Origin of the sequence: Asprobacillus argus (assembly GCF_032248395.1) — a bacterium.
GTDB lineage: Bacteria > Bacteroidota > Bacteroidia > Flavobacteriales > Flavobacteriaceae > Polaribacter > Polaribacter argus.
Genome location: NZ_JAVTTO010000001.1, coordinates 282813 through 304881 on the forward strand (window position 1 = coordinate 282813; position 22069 = coordinate 304881).

At 35.0% G+C, this 22069-nt stretch carries 19 protein-coding genes and 1 pseudogene; 13 read left to right on the forward strand and 7 right to left on the reverse strand.

The features are described from left to right. Positions 1–21: 21 nt before the first annotated feature. From RQM59_RS01280 to RQM59_RS01295, 5 genes and pseudogenes are all read left to right on the forward strand, one after another. Complete coding sequence (locus RQM59_RS01280) at positions 22–2532, forward strand: zinc-dependent metalloprotease (protein ID WP_349240245.1); 2511 nt, start codon at positions 22–24, stop codon at positions 2530–2532. A gap of 638 nt (positions 2533–3170) precedes the next feature. After that, positions 3171–3282, forward strand: a pseudogene (locus RQM59_RS01285) (thrombospondin type 3 repeat-containing protein); the annotation flags it as partial. A 74-nt stretch (positions 3283–3356) separates the two neighbouring features. Further along, entirely contained in the window at positions 3357–4040 is a 684-nt protein-coding gene (locus tag RQM59_RS14450; RefSeq protein WP_489752640.1) for a T9SS type A sorting domain-containing protein, read from the forward strand. 139 nt (positions 4041–4179) lie between these two features. Beyond that, positions 4180–4794 (forward strand): YqaA family protein, encoded by a 615-nt coding sequence (locus tag RQM59_RS01290; RefSeq protein ID WP_349240246.1) that lies wholly within the window; start codon positions 4180–4182, stop codon positions 4792–4794. A gap of 4 nt (positions 4795–4798) precedes the next feature. Continuing rightward, positions 4799–5035 carry a DUF1456 family protein gene (locus RQM59_RS01295; protein WP_349240247.1) on the forward strand — a complete coding sequence of 79 codons (237 nt, stop codon included), beginning with the start codon at positions 4799–4801 and terminating at the stop codon, positions 5033–5035. A gap of 53 nt (positions 5036–5088) precedes the next feature. Here RQM59_RS01295 and RQM59_RS01300 read toward each other — a convergent pair whose 3' ends face one another. Both RQM59_RS01300 and RQM59_RS01305 read right to left on the reverse strand, forming a co-directional pair. Next, positions 5089–5457, reverse strand: coding sequence for a DUF3127 domain-containing protein (locus RQM59_RS01300; protein WP_349240248.1), 369 nt, complete (start codon positions 5455–5457; stop codon positions 5089–5091). A gap of 6 nt (positions 5458–5463) precedes the next feature. Continuing rightward, positions 5464–6324, reverse strand: coding sequence for a flavin reductase family protein (locus tag RQM59_RS01305; RefSeq protein WP_349240249.1), 861 nt, complete (start codon positions 6322–6324; stop codon positions 5464–5466). A gap of 77 nt (positions 6325–6401) precedes the next feature. Here RQM59_RS01305 and RQM59_RS01310 point away from each other — a divergent pair, with 77 nt between their 5' ends. Continuing rightward, positions 6402–7571 (forward strand): sensor histidine kinase, encoded by a 1170-nt coding sequence (locus RQM59_RS01310; RefSeq protein ID WP_349240250.1) that lies wholly within the window; start codon positions 6402–6404, stop codon positions 7569–7571. Here the strand turns inward: RQM59_RS01310 and RQM59_RS01315 are convergent. Together RQM59_RS01315 and greA are read right to left on the reverse strand one after the other, a co-directional pair. After that, positions 7554–7943 carry an HIT family protein gene (locus RQM59_RS01315; protein WP_349240251.1) on the reverse strand — a complete coding sequence of 130 codons (390 nt, stop codon included), beginning with the start codon at positions 7941–7943 and terminating at the stop codon, positions 7554–7556. The two genes, RQM59_RS01310 and RQM59_RS01315, sit on opposite strands and share 18 nt — an antisense overlap. 77 nt (positions 7944–8020) lie before the next feature. Continuing rightward, on the reverse strand, positions 8021–8494 hold the full coding sequence (gene greA, locus RQM59_RS01320) for a transcription elongation factor GreA (RefSeq protein WP_349240252.1): 474 nt from the start codon (positions 8492–8494) through the stop codon (positions 8021–8023). 155 nt (positions 8495–8649) lie between these two features. Here greA and RQM59_RS01325 point away from each other — a divergent pair, with 155 nt between their 5' ends. From RQM59_RS01325 to purE, 3 genes are read left to right on the forward strand one after another with little or no spacing between them, the layout of a single operon-like run. Further along, positions 8650–9072: a Rieske (2Fe-2S) protein gene (locus tag RQM59_RS01325; protein WP_349240253.1), complete on the forward strand. Its 423-nt coding sequence runs from the start codon at positions 8650–8652 to the stop codon at positions 9070–9072. 59 nt (positions 9073–9131) lie between these two features. Continuing rightward, positions 9132–10289, forward strand: coding sequence for a 5-(carboxyamino)imidazole ribonucleotide synthase (locus tag RQM59_RS01330; protein WP_349240254.1), 1158 nt, complete (start codon positions 9132–9134; stop codon positions 10287–10289). A 2-nt stretch (positions 10290–10291) separates the two neighbouring features. Beyond that, positions 10292–10771: a 5-(carboxyamino)imidazole ribonucleotide mutase gene (gene purE, locus RQM59_RS01335; RefSeq protein WP_349240255.1), complete on the forward strand. Its 480-nt coding sequence runs from the start codon at positions 10292–10294 to the stop codon at positions 10769–10771. A gap of 95 nt (positions 10772–10866) precedes the next feature. On the opposite strand, the gene RQM59_RS01340 is transcribed toward purE, so the two are convergent. Further along, positions 10867–14010, reverse strand: coding sequence for a DUF8693 domain-containing protein (locus tag RQM59_RS01340; RefSeq protein WP_349240256.1), 3144 nt, complete (start codon positions 14008–14010; stop codon positions 10867–10869). 229 nt (positions 14011–14239) lie between these two features. Here RQM59_RS01340 and RQM59_RS01345 point away from each other — a divergent pair, with 229 nt between their 5' ends. Together RQM59_RS01345 and RQM59_RS01350 are read left to right on the forward strand one after the other, a co-directional pair. Further along, on the forward strand, positions 14240–16261 hold the full coding sequence (locus RQM59_RS01345) for a M3 family metallopeptidase (RefSeq protein ID WP_349240257.1): 2022 nt from the start codon (positions 14240–14242) through the stop codon (positions 16259–16261). Positions 16262–16326: 65 nt separating this feature from the next. Continuing rightward, the gene (locus RQM59_RS01350) at positions 16327–17544 is read left to right on the forward strand and encodes a carboxypeptidase-like regulatory domain-containing protein (RefSeq protein WP_349240258.1); all 1218 of its coding nucleotides are present in this window, start codon (positions 16327–16329) and stop codon (positions 17542–17544) included. On the opposite strand, the gene RQM59_RS01355 is transcribed toward RQM59_RS01350, so the two are convergent. After that, on the reverse strand, positions 17523–18794 hold the full coding sequence (locus tag RQM59_RS01355; protein ID WP_349240259.1) for a glycosyltransferase: 1272 nt from the start codon (positions 18792–18794) through the stop codon (positions 17523–17525). The genes RQM59_RS01350 and RQM59_RS01355 overlap by 22 nt on opposite strands. Next, positions 18795–19268 (reverse strand): heme-binding domain-containing protein, encoded by a 474-nt coding sequence (locus RQM59_RS01360; protein WP_349240260.1) that lies wholly within the window; start codon positions 19266–19268, stop codon positions 18795–18797. It abuts the gene before it with no gap. 98 nt (positions 19269–19366) lie between these two features. Here RQM59_RS01360 and lpdA point away from each other — a divergent pair, with 98 nt between their 5' ends. After that, positions 19367–20767 (forward strand): dihydrolipoyl dehydrogenase, encoded by a 1401-nt coding sequence (gene lpdA, locus RQM59_RS01365; RefSeq protein WP_349240261.1) that lies wholly within the window; start codon positions 19367–19369, stop codon positions 20765–20767. Positions 20768–20841: 74 nt separating this feature from the next. Beyond that, the gene (locus RQM59_RS01370) at positions 20842–22062 is read left to right on the forward strand and encodes a hypothetical protein (protein WP_349240262.1); all 1221 of its coding nucleotides are present in this window, start codon (positions 20842–20844) and stop codon (positions 22060–22062) included. The last annotated feature ends 7 nt before the right edge of the window (positions 22063–22069 follow it).

The following is a 22069-nucleotide window of genomic DNA, read 5'->3' on the forward strand; positions in this document are numbered from 1 at the left end:
AATCACACAAATAACTTAATTATGATACAAAAAGTATTTTCGCGATTGTTAGTAGTTTTGTTTGTTTTTGGACTTACGTTAGATGCTGATGCTCAGCGTAGAAAAAAGAAAAACAAGAAAAACGCTAAGACCACTCAGGTGGCTAAACCAAAGCCAAAACCAAAGCCAAAGAAAGGTGCTATCCAACCTTACGGCAAGGTGGTAACAAAAGATATGAAAACAGATGATGGTCTGTTTAAAGTACATTCAAAAGATGGTAAATATTTATTCGAAGTTCCAGATTCTCTGTTAGGAAGAGAAATGCTAATGGTAACTAGAATTGCCAAAACTGCAAGCGGACTAGGATTTGGTGGTGGAAAAACCAACACTCAGGTCTTACGTTGGCAAAAGAAAGGAAAAAAGATTCTACTGAGAGTTGTTTCGCATACTGTGGTAGCGGATACTGTATTACCAGTTCATAAAGCTGTTGTAAATTCAAACTTTGAACCAATCTTATTTGCTTTTCCTATAAAAGCATTCAGCAAGGATTCTACAGCAACTGTTATTGATGCTACTTCTTTATTTTCTACAGATGTAAAACCTTTAGGTTTCCCTCAAGCTAGAAGAAGAGCTTTTCAGATTTCTAGAATGGATAAAACACGTTCTTACATAGAACGAGTAAGCAGTTATCCTCGAAACATTGAAGTACGTCATGTAAAAACTTATTTCGCAAACAGACCACCTTCTAACGGAAGTGTTGGATCTATTTCTCTTGAGATGAGCAACTCTATGATCTTATTGCCTAAAGTTCCTATGAAGCGTCGTTATTTTGACGAGCGTGTTGGATGGTTTGCGAGAGGTCAAACTGATTATGGTTTGGATGCTCAAAAAAGTAAAACTGTTACCTATTTAGATCGTTGGAGATTAGAGGTAAAGGACGAAGACATGGCTAAATTTAGACGTGGAGAGTTAGTAGAACCTAAAAAACCTATTGTATATTATATAGATAGAGCTACTCCAATGAAATGGCGTAAATATCTAAAACAAGGTATTGAAGATTGGCAAAAAGCGTTTGAAGCAGCAGGTTTCAAAAATGCTATTATAGCGAAAGACCCACCAACAAAAGAAGAAGACCCAGATTGGTCTCCTGAAGATGTTCGTTATTCTGTAGTTCGTTATTTAGCTTCTCCTATTCCTAATGCAAATGGGCCTCACGTAAGTGATCCTAGGTCTGGAGAGATTTTAGAATCAGATATCAACTGGTATCACAATGTAATGACTTTATTACATAATTGGTTCTTTATTCAAACTGCAGCTATTAACCCAGATGCTCGTTCAAATTCATTTAAAGATGAAGTAATGGGTAGATTGATTCGTTTTGTATCTGCTCATGAGGTAGGTCATACAATAGGACTACCACACAATATGGGATCTAGTGTTGCTTATCCTGTAGACTCTTTACGTTCTGCTACTTTTACTAAAAAGTATGGGACGGCACCTTCTATTATGGATTATGCTCGTTTTAATTACGTAGCACAACCAGAGGACAAAGGTGTAGCGTTAATGCCAGATATTGGACCGTATGATAAGTACGCAATTGAATGGGGATATCGTCCAATTTTAGATAAATCTGCTAAGGATGAGAAAGAAACTTTAAATTCTTGGATTACTTCGAAAGCAAATAATCCAATGTATCGTTTTGGTCATCAACAAGTAATTAACATTGTTGATCCAAGTTCTCAAACAGAAGATTTAGGAGATAATGCTATTACTGCAAGTACCTATGGTATAAAGAATTTAAAAAGAATCTTGCCTAACCTCGAAGAGTGGACTACCGAAGACGGAAAAACATACAACGAATTAAGAACAATGTATGGTCAACTATTAGGTCAGTACAATCGTTATATGGGGCATGTTTCGTCTAACATCGGCGGAGTTTATGAACACTATAAAGCAGTTGGTCAAGATGGTGCTGTATATACGCATGTAGACAAAACGCATCAAAGAAATGCAATGAAATTCATTAATAAAGAATTATTTGCAACGCCAAAATGGTTAATTGACAAGAACATCTTTGATAAAGTTCAATATTCTGGTTCTGGAGAACGCATTAGAGGTTTACAAGTAAACACGTTAAACAGAATTTTAAAATTAGGAAGATTGGCTCGTTTAATCGAAAATCAAACATTGAATGGTACTAAAGCATATACTATTCTTTCATTAATGGGAGATTTACGAAGAGGAGTTTGGTCTGAACTATACAATGGAAGAAGAATTGATGCATATAGAAGAAACTTACAACGTGCACATATAGACCGTTTGGGCTATTTAATGAATGTAAAATCACAAAGAAGAGCGCCAAATTTTGGAGCTTATGTGAAGCAAACTCGTGTAAATGTTAGTCAATCTGATATTAAGCCTGTAGTAAGAGGTGAATTAAAAAGATTGAAGCGAGATATTAGAGCGGCTATTTCAAAGTCACCTAACACTATTACACGTTATCATTTACAAGATGCTGTGGATAGAATTGATGATATTTTAGATCCTAAGTAAGGCCATAATTTTCATTATATATTAGTTAAAGAGTTGTCCAATGGACAACTCTTTTTTATTAACCATAACTTAACCTTAAGCAGTCTAAAAAAAATCTATCTTTATTTTCGAAAAGAAAAGTTAAAAAAATTGTTACGTGTTTGACCCCTAATTTCGCTATGGCTCCTCACGCTACTTTGCACTTTTTCTTCAATTGAATATTTTACTAATTAAAATCTTTTTTTATGAAAAAAGTTACACTACTACTGTTTTTAGTCGCATCAATTAGCTTCGCTCAATCTATTGATGTGAGAAATTTTAAGGTGACTTCTGCCCTTAATAGTCAATTCACTTTCGGTGATCGTTTTGACTACGAATTTGAAATTCAAGGAAATTATACCTATGCTACTCATGGCCATCATCAGATCGATCTAAAAGTTTATTATGAAGTCGTGTCCAATCAAAACTTAGTTGGTTTAATCCAATGGAATAGAGAAGATGACGAAAATCTAAACTTTAGCACTTATACTACTAAATCAATGTGGGTCAATACTGCATTTAACTGGAATGGCTCAACTTTTAATACCAACATAGGTAAAAAATTTATTTTGGTTGTTGAATATGCTGGACTTTCAGAACAGTACGATTACATTATGGTTGATGGGGACGATGATGGTGATGGGATATCTAATTTAAATGATAACTGTCCAAACATCTCAAATCCAAGTCAAGCCGATTCTGATTGTGACGGTATTGGAGACGCATGTGACAATACTACAAACTTACCAGACCTAGTTCTAGACAAAATTGTTATTACATACAAAGATCAGTTTGGAAATGACTTATTGGAGCCAGGCACCAACAATGTTAAATTCACAGCCAGTAATAACCCTAGCAAGCCTTTAACTATTGTAAAAGACACCTGGCATGATATTAAAATCACTCTTAAAAACGTCGGGACTGGGTGTGCTAGTTCTTCTCGCTATAAGTTGTACTTTTCTCCAACAACCAGTATCTTCAATGCTCACATATTATCTAGCAATACACAGACAATTTCAATTGATCCTAATGCAAACAGTGAAACAATCTTCACCTATTATCAAAACGGAAATTCAATATCAGGAACACCATTGAGTGGCAACACTGCTGGCAACTATTTCCTTGTTGAGATTGACCCGAACAATATTGTAAATGAGACGACCAGCGGAGAAACAAATAACAATGTTAATGAAACATTTACATTCATTACCAATACCTCAAGTCTTCCAGGAGTCGCTCCAGGTGGTGGTGGCATTGGCCCCATCGGTAAGGGAGATGGTCCTTCTGGAGATCTTCCAGGTTTTGACAGAAATAATACATCCATTAACAAACCTTATCTTCTGGAAGTATATAGTTTTTACGGTAAAAAGATAAAAAACATAATGGTCACTAATAAAAATGAAGAAAAGCAGGTACTAAATGGCATGTCAAGCGGCTTATATATCATCAGAATGAACGGAAAGGTAAAAAAAGTGTTGATAGACAACTAAATACATACTTTCAATCGCAATCTACTTAAGGAGCTGTCTGATAAACAGCTCCTTATTGTATAAAAAAACGTTAATTCTTGCAATAAGATATATGAAAAAGGCGTTTTTGTTCTTATTTTTGCATTCGCTTTAAAAAGAAATGAAAACAAAAAGTCAAAAGAAATCTAGAGCAAAGTTGCTACACCAGTATTATAGCTATACTGGATTCTATAAGTTTATTTTAAAAAGCTTAAGAAAAGCCGCAATACCAGTTATCCTAATTGTGGTTGCATTGTTTTTGTTTAATAAATATGTTTTCACTATAGATGATGGTCTAAAGCTTTTAAGTGAGTCTTTTTCGAGAACTGGTGTTTTTATCACTTTCTTTATTTCTGAAACCATATTAGGGCTTATCCCACCTGAAATATTCATTGGATGGTCTAAAAAAACAGCGGACCCTGTTGTTAGCTTATCTATTCTGGCAACTTTGTCTTATACAGGAGGGATGCTTTCTTATTATATTGGAAAAGCTTCGCTAAAGATCGATAGGTTTAGAAATTATCTCGAGGTAAAAATGGCGAAGCAGATTAAAAACACTCGAAAATGGGGTGGTTTTTTAATTATTGTTGGAGCCATGCTTCCAATCCCTTTTTCTATTACATGTATGACCGCAGGAATGATTAAATATCCGTTTAAAGGTGTTGTCCTTTTTGGTTTATTTAGATTTTTGAGATTCGCAATCTATGCATGGGCAATTTTTAAAGTTGTAAGTTAGTAGTATGGGATTAACCAATAATGATATTTTTAAAAAATTAAGAGTCGCTCACAAATTGCGTGATGACGATATTGTAAAAATCTGCGCATTGGTAGATTTTAAAGTTTCCAAAGCAGAGTTAGGTGCTTTTTTCAGAAATGAAAATCATCCAAAGTATATGGAATGCGGTGATCAAATGCTACGAAATTTTTTAAATGGACTAGTCATCCACCTCCGGGGACCGATGCCAAAAAAGAAATAAAAAAAGCCTCACAAAATTGTGAGGCTTTTTTTATTTTATGTGTATTCTATATTCTAGAATGGTAAATCGTCTGGCTCGTCTGTTGATAGATCTGGAGCGGGAGCGAATTGATCTAAAGGAGGTAATTCTTGAGCAGGAGCAGCTTGAGATAAACTCTCAATTCTCCATCCTTGAATAGAATTAAAATACTTTGCTTCTCCTTGTGGGTTAATCCATTCTCTACCTCTTAAGTTGATAGATACTTTTACATCTTGACCAACAGCATAACTGTTTAAAAGATCTACTTTATCCTGAACAAACTCAACCATAATCATTTGAGGGTATTGTTCATCTGTAGTTACCACTAATTCTCTTTTTCTGAAACCATTACTTCCAAAAGTTTGTGTTTCTCCTATCAATTTAACTTTACCTATAACTTCCATATAAATCTATTTAATCAAAAGTACTTTCCAAGCACTTTCTACATCGTTTTTATTTAAATATTCTTGTGCAAATGTATGTTTTTTTACTTTTTCTATTCCCATAAATTCTGGATGTTCTTTAGCAAAGTTATCAACATCTATTTGACTAGGTATAGATTCTACATTTCCTAAAACTCCTAAATTGTTTCCCGTTAAAACAGTACTATTTCTAATATCTTCAGGAATACTGTCTACACCTATACCTAATGTAGTAATAGGTTTCGGGATCTCAAAGAAGCCATCTCTTGCCCTGCTATAAAAACTACCTCCTGCCCTTGCTACTAGATCAATTTTATACTGATCGATCGCTCCATTTTCTCCTAAAACACCTTCACTAATATGTATTTTAACAACTTCACATACAATCAAATTTCCAGCACCACCTTCTTCTCCTGTATAGATAATATCTTTTACTTTACACTCAAACTGAACTGGTGATTCTGCCACACGAAAAGGAGCTACCTTGTCCGAAGGTAACATCGTAAAACCCGCTTTCACAAATTCATTCACCCCAGCTGGATATTCCGAACTGCTTAAAGACATTTGGTGTACAATAGGGTAACTAACCACATTTATCACTACTTCTTTAGTCTCTTCAGCATTTTGCAGTGTGTGTTTGGTGGTGTTACCTCGAACTCTCCTTGCAGGCGAAAAGATCATTATAGGCGGATTAGCCCCAAAAACATTAAAAAAGCTAAAAGGAGATAAATTAGGGTTTCCGTCTGCATCTATGGTACTGGCAAAAGCGATAGGCCTTGGGGCCACTGCACCTAATAAATAGCCATGTAATTTCCCTGTTGAAATCTCTTTAGGATCGATTGATAACATATATCAAATTTTTATAGTGTAAATATACTATCAAATTCACAAAGTAGTTATATTCAATAATAACTTATATTTGAAACATGTCTGCATTCAAGAATACCATTTTTTTAAAGCGAATTGCTATTGTAATTTCCATTGTAATTGTCTCTTTAATTTTATGGAATACCTATACTTTCTTTATTAAATTTAAAACAGAAGAACGACTAAAAATGGAGATCATGGCTGCTGCTTTGGAAGAGATTGCAACCAACTTAGACCTAGAGGATAGTTATAAGATTGAATCAAAGGTTATTGAAAACAACAACAACATTCCAATGATCCTGGTAGATGAGAATGGTAATATCCTAACCGGAAGTGATTCCTATAGGAATCTGGATTCCATCAAAGCAAAAGATCCTGAATATCTAAAAAGGCAATTGGAGATCATGAAAAGTGAAAATGACCCTATTGAAATAAACTACCCTGGATCCAATAAACAATATATTTACTATAGAAACTCAGATCTATTAAACAGGTTAAGTTATTATCCATTAGCCCTAATACTCATTATTGTACTCTTTTTAGCAGTGATCTATATGTTTTTTAACACCAATAAGGTATCAGAACAAAACAAATTATGGACCGGCATGGCAAAGGAGACCGCTCACCAGATAGGAACACCACTATCTTCGCTATTAGGCTGGATCGCTATTTTAAAAACCGAAAATGTTAATGACACTTATGTTGGGGAGATTGAAAAAGATGTAGAGCGATTAAATACCATTGCCAATAGATTCTCTAAGATCGGTTCAGTTCCCGAATTACACAAAGAAGATATTGTTTCGGTTTGTAAAACTGCTTTCGATTATTTGGAAAGAAGAAGTTCTAAACAAATAGAGTTTCACTTTAATAGTACTACTAATGATGTTCTTTTAGTAAACTTAAATGTAGAACTTTTCAGTTGGGTTATTGAAAACTTATTGAAGAACTCTGTGGATGCCATGAAAGGAAAAGGTGAGCTATCATTGCAAATAGAAGATGCTTCTAAAAAAGTGAAGATCACAGTAACTGACTCGGGAAAAGGAATGCCAAAGTCGCTTTATAAGAAAATATTCAAACCAGGTTTTACCACTAAAAAAAGAGGTTGGGGATTAGGACTGTCGCTATCAAAGCGTATCGTTGAAGATTATCATAAAGGCAAAATATTTGTGCAAAAATCTGAAATCGACAAAGGAACCAGTATTCAAATTCAGCTAAACAAAATTGGCTGATATTTGTTCGGCAATTGTTTCAAATTCTTCCTTACTAAGTTTCTCCTTCTTTATGAACTGCATATCAGACATGCCTTTAATGGGAATTAAATGCACATGTACATGTGGCACCTCCAGCCCAACAACACTCATTCCAATTCGTTCGCAACTAATTGTTTTTTCAAGAGCTTTTGCCACTCTGTACGAGAACTGCATTAACCCTGTATAGGTATCCATATCGAGATCAAATATCTTATCTACTTCTTGTTTAGGTATAACCAGAGTATGCCCTTTCGCATTCGGATAAATATCTAAAAATGCATAATAGTTATTGTCTTCTGCAATTTTGTAACTTGGAATCTCTCCTTTGACAATCTTGGTAAAAATGCTCATTCGTTCTGTTGTATTTCTTGTAAAAATAAAAAACGCTTTGCAAATGCAAAGCGTTTAAAATATTTCATTTGACAGAATTATCTGGATACACTAATAATCTCGAATTTCATTATCCCATTTGGGACCTGAATCTCAGCAACATCTCCTTCTTGCTTACCCAATAATCCTTTACCAATAGGTGAATTCACAGAAAGTTTTCCATTTCTAACATCAGATTCAGAATCGGCAACTAATGTATAACTAAACTCCATACCGTTTGTGGTGTTCTTAATCTTCACTTTAGAATGAATAAGCACCTTGGAAGTATCTAATTGAGACTCATCTATAATTCTAGCATTTGCCACCACGTTCTTGAGCTTTGCGATTTTCGTTTCTAGCAAGGATTGCTCTTCCTTAGCGGCATGATATTCAGCGTTCTCACTTAAATCTCCTTTATCCCTCGCATCTGCAATTTCCTGAGACACTCTTGGTCTTTCCTCCTGCTCAAGTTGTAAAAGTTCATCTTTTAACTTCTTCAACCCTTCTTTTGTGTAATACGAAATTTCACTCATAATCATTAAATTTAAACCTAATACTTTAGGATTACTTTCATCACTTCTTATAAATAGAAAATCTCATTACCTTTTTACAGAATGAGATTAGAGTACAAATGTACAAAATATTTGTAAATTGCTAGCGTTTTAAAGAACACTGCTCAATTTATAGAATGAAAAAGCTATTTTACTTACTTATTATAATAACCTTTGTCAATTGCTCTGATGGAGAACCTCCTAACAGCTGTTTTACCCCTAATGTTGTTGATGAGACATTAAATCTGGATCTTCCTGGATTTATCAATTTGAAGGTTCCTGGAGGATGGAGCTATACCGTAGGAGGACATAGAGGTATTGTTGTTTTTAACCTGAATGGCTCTCAATTTAAAGCTTTTGATAGACGTTGTCCTGAACAAGATCAATCTGCATGCGGACCTATGGTTGTCGAAAACAACATAATTTTAAAGTGCACATGTGATGACAACGAGTATAATTATTTAAATGGTTCACCTTTAACCGCAGGTGCTACTTGTTTCGCAAAAGAATATTTAGTACGTGTTATCAGTCCTACAGTGATAAGAATCACCAATTTTTAGTAGTTTCTTATCGATTAGATTGTTATTTTTGCTCTAGAAAACAGCAATCAAATCATACTTTGAAAAATTATTTTTCTTCCGATTTTAGATTAGGCGTTCTTGGAGGAGGTCAGTTAGGAAGAATGCTGCTCTCCGAAACTCAAAAATTCGACATTTATACAGTGATTCTCGATGCGTCTAACGAAGCGCCTTGCGCCCAAATTTGCAACGAATTTCACCAAGGTGATTTATTAGATTTTGATACCGTCTATACCTTTGGAAAGCAGGTAGACCTTTTGACCATTGAGATTGAAAATGTGAATATCGATGCTCTTGAAAAATTAGCATTGGAAGGTTTACCAATCTACCCAAAGCCGTCGAATATTAGGATCATTCAAAATAAAGCAAGACAAAAACAATTCTATACAGACCATGGGATTCCAACCGCTCAGTTCTCTCATTATGCTTATAAAGAAGAACTTAAGCATTCGTATGAAAATTCCATTATAGATTTTCCTTTTGTTTGGAAAGCCGCTCGTTTTGGATACGATGGGAACGGTGTAAAAATAGTTCGTAACTATGAAGATTTGGAAAGTTTACCTGATGTAGAGTGTATAACTGAAAAACTGATTCCGTTCAAAAACGAATTGGCAGTAATTGTGGCACGAAATGAAGATGGAAAAACAAAGACATATCCAGTTGTGGAAATGGAATTCCATCCAGAAGCCAATCAGGTTGAATATGTAATTTGTCCAGCTCGAATTGATGAATCAGTTTCTGAAAAAGCAAGAGATATTGCATTAAAAGTTGCCAATGCTTTTGATTTCATCGGTTTATTAGCTGTAGAAATGTTTCAAACGCATGAGGATGAGATTCTAGTAAATGAGGTAGCTCCCAGAACGCATAATTCTGGACACTATAGTATTGAGGCGAGCTATACCAGTCAATTTGAACAGCACATTCGCAGCATTCTAAACCTTCCTTTAGGGAACACTAACAGTAAAGCCGCTGGAATTATGGTGAATCTTGTGGGTAAAGAAGGGCATACTGGAGAGGTGTTGTATGAAAACATGCAAGACGTATTAAAAATGGATGGTGTAACCCCTCATATCTATGGAAAAAAAATAACAAAACCCTTCCGCAAAATGGGGCATGTTACCGTGGTTAATAAGGATATCCAAAAAGCGCGAGCAATAGCTCAAAAAGTAAAAGAAACAATTAATGTTATAAGCAAATAGTTATGGTAGGAATAATAATGGGAAGTGATTCAGATCTTCCAATAATGCAAGAAGCAATCGATATCTTAGAGAGCTTTGATATTCAAATTGAAGTAGATATTGTTTCTGCTCATAGAACTCCTGAAAAATTATTTGATTATGCAAAAAATGCTCACGCCAGAGGCATAAAAGCTATTATCGCTGGTGCCGGAGGCGCAGCTCATTTACCAGGTATGGTTGCTTCTATGAGTCCATTACCCGTAATCGGTGTTCCAGTAAAAAGCAGAAACTCAATTGATGGTTGGGATTCTGTACTTTCTATCTTACAGATGCCTGGTGGTGTTCCTGTAGCGACCGTGGCCTTAGATGGTGCAAAAAATGCAGGTATTCTAGCCGCGCAGATAATCGGGGCTTCAGATAAATGCGTATTAGACAAAATTGTTGCGTATAAGGAAGGCTTAAAATTAAAAGTAAACAAAGCATCTGAACGCGTTAAGAAATGAAACACATTATTTATGCTTTAGCACAATATAAAAAACGGTTTTAAGAAATTTCTTAAAACCGTTTTCACTTGATTCAAAATTCAAATAACAACCTACTAATTTGATACTATTATTTTCTTAGTCAATCTTTTTTCTGAGTTATACAATGTTACATTTACAATGTAAAGTCCTGAATTCAAATTGGACATGTTCAATTTTCTTTTTTCATTAATACTTTGTTGGAGCATTGCCACTCTCCTTCCTTGAATATCATAAACATTGACATCTTTAACAGATGCAGTAGATAAACTACCTCTCAACAACACCTCTATATCTTTGGTAGCATTGACATATAAATGATGTTCGCTTTCTTCAGGTAAAAGGCTTTTATCCAGATGCAATGACTGTGTATAGTGCATCTTAAATCTGGTATTATTTTCTCCTGGCGTATCAATCGTAAAAGTGTATTCTTTCTTCCTTAAATCTGTAAATATGTTTAATTCTGTATCTTCTAAGTAGATATCATAATCGCTATCTATATGTTCTTCTGTAATTCTAATGGTTTGCTCTCCTACTTCATCAATCACAAACCCAAGCGGAACCGTTTTAGAGTAGTCCGTTAATCGTGGTAAGCCTTGTATAGCTGATTTTTTTAACGCATCACTAATAGAATAAAGTCCAAATACAGTATTCTTATCATTATAAGGGCTATCATATAATCTATCAAATTCATTAGTCGCTCCTTTTAAGAAGCCAATTAATATAGGAGATCTTGAGTTCCCTTTAGAAAGCTCTAACCAAGACCTTCCTTCTTTTTTATCTTGCGTCAACACCTCTGAATTTCCTCTATAAAACTGTGTATTATTTGCAGCTATCTGGTGTGTTGTTTTAAAAGTTAGCGTCGCGGCAGATGTAACTCGAATAAAAAATCCTTGCCCAGTTCCTAATTTCCCAGTGGTCGTATTACTTGCTCCTCCTGTGATATTATATTCAAGATAATCATCTACTGAGTTATTTCCTTGATATGTTGCATTTTGATCCCAAACATAAATCGTCCCTTCCAAATCAGCATTATCAGGATCTGTAATTACCCGATCCCAATCTATCGCAGATGTATATGGATTTCCTACCAAATTATCTCCTCCAGAAGACACTGTATCTGAAGCGTCCGCATTCTCATTATTATATAGCATCACGCTGATATCTCTAAAATTGGGAGTCCCTGTAAAGCTAGCAGAAAAAGAACCTGCATCTTCCGATCTCACCGCATATCCATTACCTGGTTTTAGGTTGGCACCAGCATTAAACACCCAATCGGCAGTCATCTGATTTGCATTAAATGCATATATAATTGGGCTATTTGGAAATAAAATGGTTGGATCTGAATCAGCTTCAGTTAAAGGAGAACTCCAATATGAGAAGAAAAACTTCTCTGCATAACTTGGTGAGTTTCTTTGTATAGTATAGGTTCCTGAACCCGACGGGGTTTGAGAACATGAATTAAAGATTAGCGCCCCACCATCTTCAACAGTAATAGTCCCATTATTGACCAAATCGTAGTATATGTTTAATGTACCTCCGCTTTTAACTATCAACTCCGCTCCTGCATTCACGGTTAAACTACCGATCAACACTTCAGTAGTTATTTCAGGATCGTTTGTTCCGTCATTTATAACAACCTCTTGCGCTTTGGTTGCACTCGGCGTCGTATCAGCGACCCAATTGGTAGTTGTTTCCCAAGTGCTTGTGCTGCTTCCATCCCAAATAAAAACTCCACTCGTGCTAACACTAGCTGAAATAGAGCTTCCTCCATTAGGCATATAATTGAATGTCTCGCCTTCCTGGTAAGCCACTAAACTGGTTCCTGATGTTAAAAGTGTAGCTTTATTTGTATCAATTTCAGACTGCGTTCTTGCCACATTCCAAACTCTGAAAAGGTCTATACTCCCTGTAAAATCATTTGTATTACTATCCGTAGTGGTTGTATTATTATAGGTTTCAGAAGTAGAACCTCCAACTGAGCTTGTTGTCCAATTTGATACTAAGTCGCTGGGAAACCGAATAGAACCATCTCCTCTTCCAACATTGATATCTCCACTATGTGAGTTCACTTGTAAACCATCTTGCGAATCTTGCTCTACTCCATCTAAATACCATTTCAACGTTAAATCCGGAGAGGTTGTATCCTCCAAAGTAATGGCTACATGATATGTTGTGTTTATAGATATTGCTCCTGCCGCTGATCTAAAAAACCTTCTATTAGCTGCAGAATCGGCATTGTTTCGATAGGCTCCAAAATAAAATCTTCCTCCTTCAATAAACGCAGTAATTGCATTGGTCCCTCCTCCTTCTTCAAACAACACTTGTCTTGAAGTAATGTCTGTCGCTGTAAATTGAAACTCAACCGTTCTATCTCTCGTGTTTTGAAGGTTGATAGCATCTGTGTTAGGGATTACTGTGTATGTTTCACTTCCATTGTTTAGAGCAGAAGCTATGGAAGTATCTCCGTCTACCTGATAATTAATCCTATCTTCCTCCAGGTAAGCCACAAGATCAGTTCCTGAGCTTAAAAAAGTAGATTTATTTGTGTCAATTTCAGATTGAGTTCTAGCTACATTCCAAATTCTAAACAACGCAAGGTTACCCCCATAGTTTAAATCGCTTCCATCATTCCCAGTAAAGCCAGCGTTGTATGTTTCTGCTGTTGATCCTCCTACAGAACTCGCTACCCAATTTGAAGCAAGGCTCGAAGGAAAACGTAACTCCCCTCCATTTCTTAAAATACTTATATCTCCTGAATGCGTATTGACTTGAAGCCCATCTTGAGAATCTTGTTCTACACCATTTAAGTACCATTTTAAGGTTAGGTCTGGCGAGACAGTATCTTCAAGAGTAAGAGCTACATGGTTCCATTGATCTGTTTCAATATCCCCTGCTCCAGATCTAAACATTCTTCTATCTGCAGCAACAGAGGCATTATTTCTAAAAGCACCTAAATATATTCTTCCTCCTTCTAAATAAACCAAAAATGCATTTACCTGAGCGCCTTCTTCATATATGACCTGCTTTGTAGTAATATCAGATGTTTTAAACCAGAACTCGATAGTTCTATTCCTTGTATTTTGCAAATTGATGGCATCCGTATTTGGAACGGTGATATAATCATCTACGCCATTGGCGATCAATCCAGATGAACATGGAGTTTGACCAAACGCCTGAAAACCAAATAAAAACGTAATTAATACATAAATTCTCCTCACGACTTTTAACTTAACTACTTGTATGACACGTAATTTGCGCTTTGGTCACAAAAATATATTGCTCCTAACAAAAATGTAGTTTCTTTTAGATAAATGGATTTAATTTATCGATAAACGGTCGTTTTTTATCGTTGACTGTAATCCGACACTTTTAACAATTTTCTATAGAAAATTAAGGCTCATTTTCCCTGTCAGATAATTATATTTGTCTTACTAATTTAGCATCAAAATGAATCCACTTTTACAAGAATTTGATACTGCTCCTTTTTCTGAAATAAAGAATACCGATTACAAAGAAGCATTTAAAAAAGCCATTGAAATTGCAAAGAATGAGATTTCACAGATCATTTCTAATGATGAAACTCCATCTTTTGAAAATACAACGGTGGCACTCGATTTTACGGGAGAAAAATTAAGCAGGGTATCTAGTATTTTTTTCAACTTAAATAGCGCTGAGACGAATGATGAAATCCAGCAAATTGCAAAAGAAGTTTCGCCTTGGCTAAGTGAGTTTAAAAATGATATGATCTTAAACAAAGTACTCTTCACCAGGGTAAAAGCTGTATATGATCAAAAAGAAAGTCTGTCATTGACTCCCGAACAAGAAACACTGCTAGAAAAACAGTATAAGGGGTTTTCTAGAAATGGTGCTAACTTGAATAAAAGTAGTCAGCAAAAATTACGGGAACTTGATGCTGAATTGTCAAAACTATCATTGCAATTTGGAGAGAATGTATTGGCAGAAACTAATGCTTATGAATTAGTAATCACTAATAAATCCCAACTTTCTGGACTTCCTGAAAGTGCCAAGGAAGCGGCTAAAATGCTAGCTCAAGAAAAAGGAGTGACCGGATGGGTTTTCACACTGGATTATCCAAGTTATATTCCGTTTATGACCTATGCTGATGACAGAGAACTTCGTAAGGAGCTTTCTATTGCATTTGGGAAAAAAGCATTTCAGCAAAACAAAAATAACAATGAAGATGTTGTATTAAAAATCGTTAATCTTCGACACCAAAGGGCAAATTTATTAGGATATCCAACACATGCACATTTTGTACTAGAAGATCGAATGGCAGAAACCCCTAAAAAAGTGCTTGATTTTTCTAATGACTTGCTTTTAAAAGCTAAACCCGCTGCAGAAAGAGAATTTAAAAATCTTGAGAATTATGCAAAAAAACTGGACGGTATTGATCAATTGCAAAAATGGGATGGGGCTTATTATTCTGAAAAATTAAAGAAAGAGCTTTTTAACTTAGATCAAGAACTTCTGAAACCTTATTTTAAGTTAGAGAATGTTATTAATGGTGTATTCTCAGTAACAACAAAATTATATGGTCTTCATTTTAAACAGATTTATACTATTGACAAATATCATGAAGATGTAAAAACGTATGAAGTTTCTGATGGAAATAGCAATTTTATTTCTTACTTATATGCAGACTTTCACCCTAGAGCAGGGAAAAGAAATGGTGCTTGGATGACATCTTTTAAGTCACAACAAATCAAAAATGATATTAATGACAGGCCTCATATTTCAATTGTTTGCAACTTTACTAAACCAACAGAAACAAAACCTTCTTTATTAACATTTAATGAGGTTACTACACTCTTTCATGAATTTGGTCATGCCTTACATGGAATGCTTGCCAATACCACTTATAATAGTTTATCTGGAACTTCTGTTTCTTGGGATTTTGTAGAACTTCCTAGTCAGGTTTTGGAAAATTGGTGTTATGAAAAAGAGGCTTTGGAACTATTTGCTAAACATTATGAAACCAATGAGGTTATTCCGATGGAATATGTAACCAAAATTAAAGAATCTGCCAGTTTCCATGAAGGGATGCAAACCTTAAGACAATTGAGTTTTGGCTTACTAGATATGGCATGGCATGGACAAGACCCTTCTAATATTGAGAATGTAAAGACCTTCGAGGCAGACGCTTTTTCTGAAACTCAACTGTATCCAGACGTAAAAGAAAACTGCATGAGTACTTCTTTCTCTCATATATTCCAAGGCGGTTATTCGGCTGGCTACTATTCGTATAAATGGGCAGAAGTATTGGACGCTGATGCTTTTGAATATTTTAAAGAACAAGGAATTTTTAACAGCGAGATAGCTGCAAAATTCAAAGAGCATGTACTGTCAAAAGGTGGAACAGAAAAACCCATGGTTCTGTATAAGCGATTCAGAGGCCAAGAACCAACTGTGGATGCACTTTTAAAAAGAGCTGGATTACTGACGGATTAACACTAATTAACCTTTAAAATTACGCTCTTATTCATTTTGTTTCTATTTTTATAGAAATATCAAAAATGAAAAAGACGCTCTACATACTATTCCTATTAGTTGTTCAATTATCTCACGCTCAACTAACAATTAAAGGAAATGTATCTTCAAAAAGCACTCCTTTGGAAGGTGCTGCCGTATATATCAATAATTCATCTATAGGAACTACCACCGATGGTAATGGTAATTTTGAGTTAAAGGTAAGCCATGGACGATACGATATTATCGTCTCATTTCTCGGTTTTAAAACTATCAATTACGATCTAAATACCGAAGATTATGCCTCCCCATTGATCTTTAAAATGAAAGAGGAAGCAAACCTTCTTGACGAGATTGTCCTAAGGAATACGATATACGACCAAGCTTGGAAACATAATTTAGCACAATTTGAAATATCTTTTATCGGAACCAGTGCATTTTCCAAAAATGTAAAGATTTTAAACCCCAAGGCTCTACACTTTGAATTTGATAGAACAACGATGAAATTAGAAGCTTTTGCCAAAGTTCCTTTAAAAATAGAAAATAAAGCTCTTGGGTATTTGGTAACATACGATTTGGTTTCTTTCTCTAGAGATCCAGAAAAGATCACTTATGTTGGCTATACACGATACGAAGATTTAAAGGGTAGTAGATCCAAAAAAAGGAAATGGAAAAAAAATAGATTGAAGGCATACCAAGGTTCAAAAACTCACTTCTTCAAATCTTTATTGACCACAAACCTAAGCGAAGATGGATTTGTAGTCAATCAATTTAGGAGAGTTAAAAATCCAAATAGACCTAGTGATAAAGAAATTGAAAATGCTAGAAAAGTTATTCGATCACAAAGAACTTCATTTAGTTTTCCAAAAAAGATTATCAACCCCAAAACGGCTTTGGACTCTGCTATTATAACAGTGAGAAAATCGAGGTTACCAAAATTTAGTGATTATCTATACAAACAAAATGTGCCTTATAATAAAATCATAAAAAAAGAAAAAGATAAAACGTTTCTTGTGTTTAAAGATTACTTGAGTATCATCTATACCAAAGAAAAAGAGGAGATCAATTTCATAAACACCTATGCTTTTGGCAGAAAAAAGGCTCCTGGTCCTCAGACCTCGGCCCTGGTCATTACAAAACCATATCCTTATATTTTGCGCACAGGTCAAGTAATCAACCCTTTAGATATATTTTTTGAAGGGTATTGGGGTTTTGAAAAAATGGCAGAAACATTGCCGCTAGATTATGTACCTCCTATAGATTGATTTCGTTGCTTTTCTTCAATCCATTTGCTCATATATTTGGTGCTTTGCAATGTGTGATGCTGGAACAGGCTTCCAATGAAATTTTTCTTCCGAAAAGCCTTCAAGTTACTTTGAATATGCGTAATATGACTGACAAACGCCTTATCTAGTTTTTGCTTATCATACAAAGAGTTTATAATTTTTACTCCATTCTGTTGTGCCCGCTCCCAGATGTCTTGTTCTGAATATAATTGTATCGTTTTTTCAACAAACTGACATGGATCGTCCTCAACAAAACCATTCCACTCCAATTCTTCATGCATTCCTTCAGTGCCAATAGTTGTGGTTACAGAAGGGGTTCCATTGTACATAGCGTCGGTTAATTTTCCTTTTATCCCGGCTCCAAAACGAAGCGGAGCTAATAAAATTCTACTCTTTTCAATAACTTCATTTGCATCCTCTATAAAGCCATGAACATAAAACCCTTCTTTCTCATTATTAAATTCCAGCACTTGTTGCGTAGGATACGCCCCATATATGTGAAGCTCTGCTTCTGGCAATTTTGCTCTTATCTGTGGCCAAATATGTTTTTTTAATTGAATAGTTGCATCAGTATTTGGTGCATGTAGGAAGTTTCCTATTGAAATAAAATGTTCTCGTTCTTTAAAAGATTTCCATAACTGTTCTTTCTCTTGATCAATTTTAGGATATAAAAATGGCAAATGATACATCAAATCGGTATCCAAATTGAATGTTTGTTCTAATAGTTGTAGCTCGTAGGTTGAAATGATTAAAGAAAAATCACATCTGTACATAGCAGCTATTTCTCGTTTTGCTATTTCTGAACTTAGCAATAGCTCTTCCGAAAATACTATTCCTTTCTTAAGCGCCTCATGTCTGGTTTTACGCAAACAATGTAAGTCTTCTGTATCTAAAATCCTAAGTGCTCCAGGGCATTGCTCCATGACACGCCAGCCGAATTGCTCTTCTGTCATAAATCTGTCAAAAACTACAATGGAAGGAGATAATTTGCATATTGCGTGATCAAAACTCTCGTCATTTAATTTCAATGAAACTTCCTTGACTCCAAGTTCGATAAGATCTAATGAATTCGCGTTCTTTTTAGATGTCGTTCCAAAAGTTATCTCCCAACCTTGAGTTAGAAACAATTCAATGAGTTGTAACATCCTACTTCCTGCTGCAGACGACTTAGGCTCTACCCATACTGAGCCTATTATAAAAATATGCTGTTTTGCGGATGTAAGATTCAACTAATTAGCTTTCATTTGCGTTTTATAATCTGCCTGAATCTTCTTTGCCCACGTCACTACGATATCAATTTGTTCTTGAGTAAGGTTCGCATCTGAATGTGTCCAAGTATATGATGCTAATGGCATTTTTTTCTTAGCTACTTCTTCCCAAACCTCTTCCATTTTATGCTCCTTTCTTTTTAAAGAATACGAACTCCATTTAGAGAAATTAAGCTCTCCTTTTCCATGATCGATATGTCCATCAATCCAATAGTTCACGGGCGTAATCCTATTGTACCAAGGATATCTTGTCACATTACTATGACAATCAAAACATGTTTCTTTTAAAATCATTTTCACATTTTCTGGCGGATTTGCTTCTGCTAAAAAAGCATCTAAAGAGCTAAGCTCTCCTTGATTTTTATCTGGCCCAAAAAATTGCATGATTACAAAAACAACCAATAGGAAAACGAGTATTTTTTTAATAATTTTCATGGAAATAATATTTTAAGTTTTAAAGATAGCAATTCTATTCAAATTTTGATTTTTCTAGACAAATATCCGTACTTTTGTATCTATAAAATTTTATTAAAATGAAATACGATTTAATCGTTATTGGTTCAGGCCCTGGAGGATATATTGCTGCCATAAGAGCATCACAATTAGGTTCTAAAGTAGCCATCATTGAAAAGTACACCACTTTAGGAGGAACATGTTTAAATGTAGGATGTATTCCATCTAAAGCACTATTAGATTCTTCTCATCATTATCATGATGCCATTCATAATTTTGAAGCGCATGGAATTAGTGTAGAGGCCCCAAAAGTTGATTTTGGGAAAATGGTAGAAAGAAAAGCTGCTGTTGTAGAGCAAACTACTGGTGGTATTAAGTACCTAATGGACAAAAATAAGATTGATGTATATGAAGGTTTAGGTTCATTTGTTGATGCGACACATGTGAAAGTGTCAAAAAATGATGGTTTTGAAGAAACAATCGAAGGAACGAATATCATTATTGCTACAGGTTCAAAGCCTTCATCTTTACCGTTTATTCAAATTGATAAAGAACGAATCATTACTTCTACAGAAGCTTTAAAATTGAAGGAAATTCCTAAGAAATTATTAGTTATTGGTGGTGGTGTAATTGGATTAGAGCTAGGTTCAGTATATAAACGATTAGGCTCAGAAGTGGCCGTTATTGAATATATGGACAAAATTGTACCGGGTATGGATACTGACGTTTCCAAAGAGTTACAAAAGGTGCTTAAGAAACAAGGAGTTAAGTTCTTTACAAGTCATGGCGTAAAAGCTGTTGAAAGAACTGGAGATCAAGTTGTGGTAAAAGCAACGAACAAAAAAGGAGAGGAAGTTGAATTTGATGGCGATTATTGTTTGGTCTCTGTTGGGAGAAAAGCATATACTGAAGGATTGGGGTTAGAAAACGTAGGTGTAAAAGTTAACGAAAGAGGTCAGGTAGAGATTAATGATCATTTACAAACAAACGTTTCCAATATTTATGCAATCGGTGATGTTGTAAAGGGAGCTATGTTGGCACATAAAGCAGAAGAAGAAGGAGTTGTTGTTGCCGAATTTATCGCTGGACAAAAACCACATATCGATTATAACTTAATTCCTGGAATTGTGTATACATGGCCAGAAGTTGCTGCTGTAGGTAAAACAGAACAAGAATTAAAAGAGACTGGTATCGATTATAAATCTGGTAAATTCTTAATGCGCGCCTTGGGAAGATCTAGAGCAAGTATGGATATCGATGGGTTTGTAAAAGTGTTAGCTGATAAAAATACTGATGAAGTTTTAGGTGTACATATTGTTGGGGCAAGAGCAGCAGATCTAATTATGGAAGCTGCAGTAGCTATGGAATACAGAGCGTCGGCAGAAGATTTGGCTAGAATTTGTCATGGGCACCCCACGTACTCAGAAGCTTTAAAGGAAGCAGCTAAAGCGGCTTGGGATGGACAACCATTAAATGCTTAGTAAAATATATCTTACAAAAGGCAACTGATATCAGTTGCCTTTTTTTATCTCAAAGTTTACCGTACTTTTATTTCATGCTTAGGGCACTACTCTTATCATTCATATTGTGTGTATGTTCCATTTCTTTTGGACAAGAGAGAGATACCATATCTATTAAAAATGGTATTGAAAAACCTAGTTTGCTCTCTACGCATCATTTTGGGATGTTTAGTGCTCGTATCCATCAAAACTTTAAGATTGCGCCTCCCAAAAAATCTTCATTTAGGTTCTCTATGGAGAGCGGTAACAATTTTCATCCTTTTGTGGAAACATACTTACCTAAAGATGAAACTGTCAGACAGGAATTAAGTCAGGTTATATGGTATAATCGAAGATTTACTTTTGTTGATCAAGCAACTACTCCTGCAGAGTATATGAATATCGTTATTGATGCTGTATATAAAGGTTTTCGGTTTGATTTCAATACAAAAATAGCAGAGAATCATGAATTAGGAATAACGCTTAGAACGTACTTGGTTACTAAAGGAAATTATCCTTTTTCTCTTTTTACCAGTGATCAGAGTTTAGAATGGTTTCACAGCAATATTGCAGGAGGCGAAGATCCTTTCGGAAGGAAATTTTACGGATTAAATCAAGTTAATGTAAAGTACACTGATAGAAATGGTCGAGTGCTAGAATTACAAAACGGAGATTTCATCTTTAGCGGTATCGAATTAAATCATTTTTACTACCCTGAGTTCTTGTCTAACCATGAAAAGAATATTTATGTAAATATGGGAACACATATGGGTCTCAATACCTCTAAATTTAACCCTTCAATAGATATTGGTTTTTCATCTAATGTAATTAAGAAATGGTTATTGAAAAGTAATAATGAACTTCGATTTGGTTTTGGAGCTGGAGTCTTGCGAAAGAACCTGATTAACTTTAAAGATGTTATCGATCTAGGAAACAATCAGTTTTTAGGGAGCCTTGAGGGAATGTTGGAGTTTACAAAATACACTGCTCAGGGAAATTATCACTCCTTTGGAATTAATTATATGTTCCAAACCAGATACAATAAAAAACGAGAAGCTTCTTATTATTATCTGATAGGTTTATGGAGCCAAATCCATTCTGGTTGGCAAAATGGTATTGAAAAATTATATCAAAACTTGTCAAGTTGGAATTTTATATATACCTATGGAAAACATAACTATCAAATCTCTATTTACCTAAAAGAAGATTTACGATTAAATAATGCACCAGATGTTCAAACAGGAATTAGCGTTAAAATCCCGATTAAAAAGTTATAGTTATTGA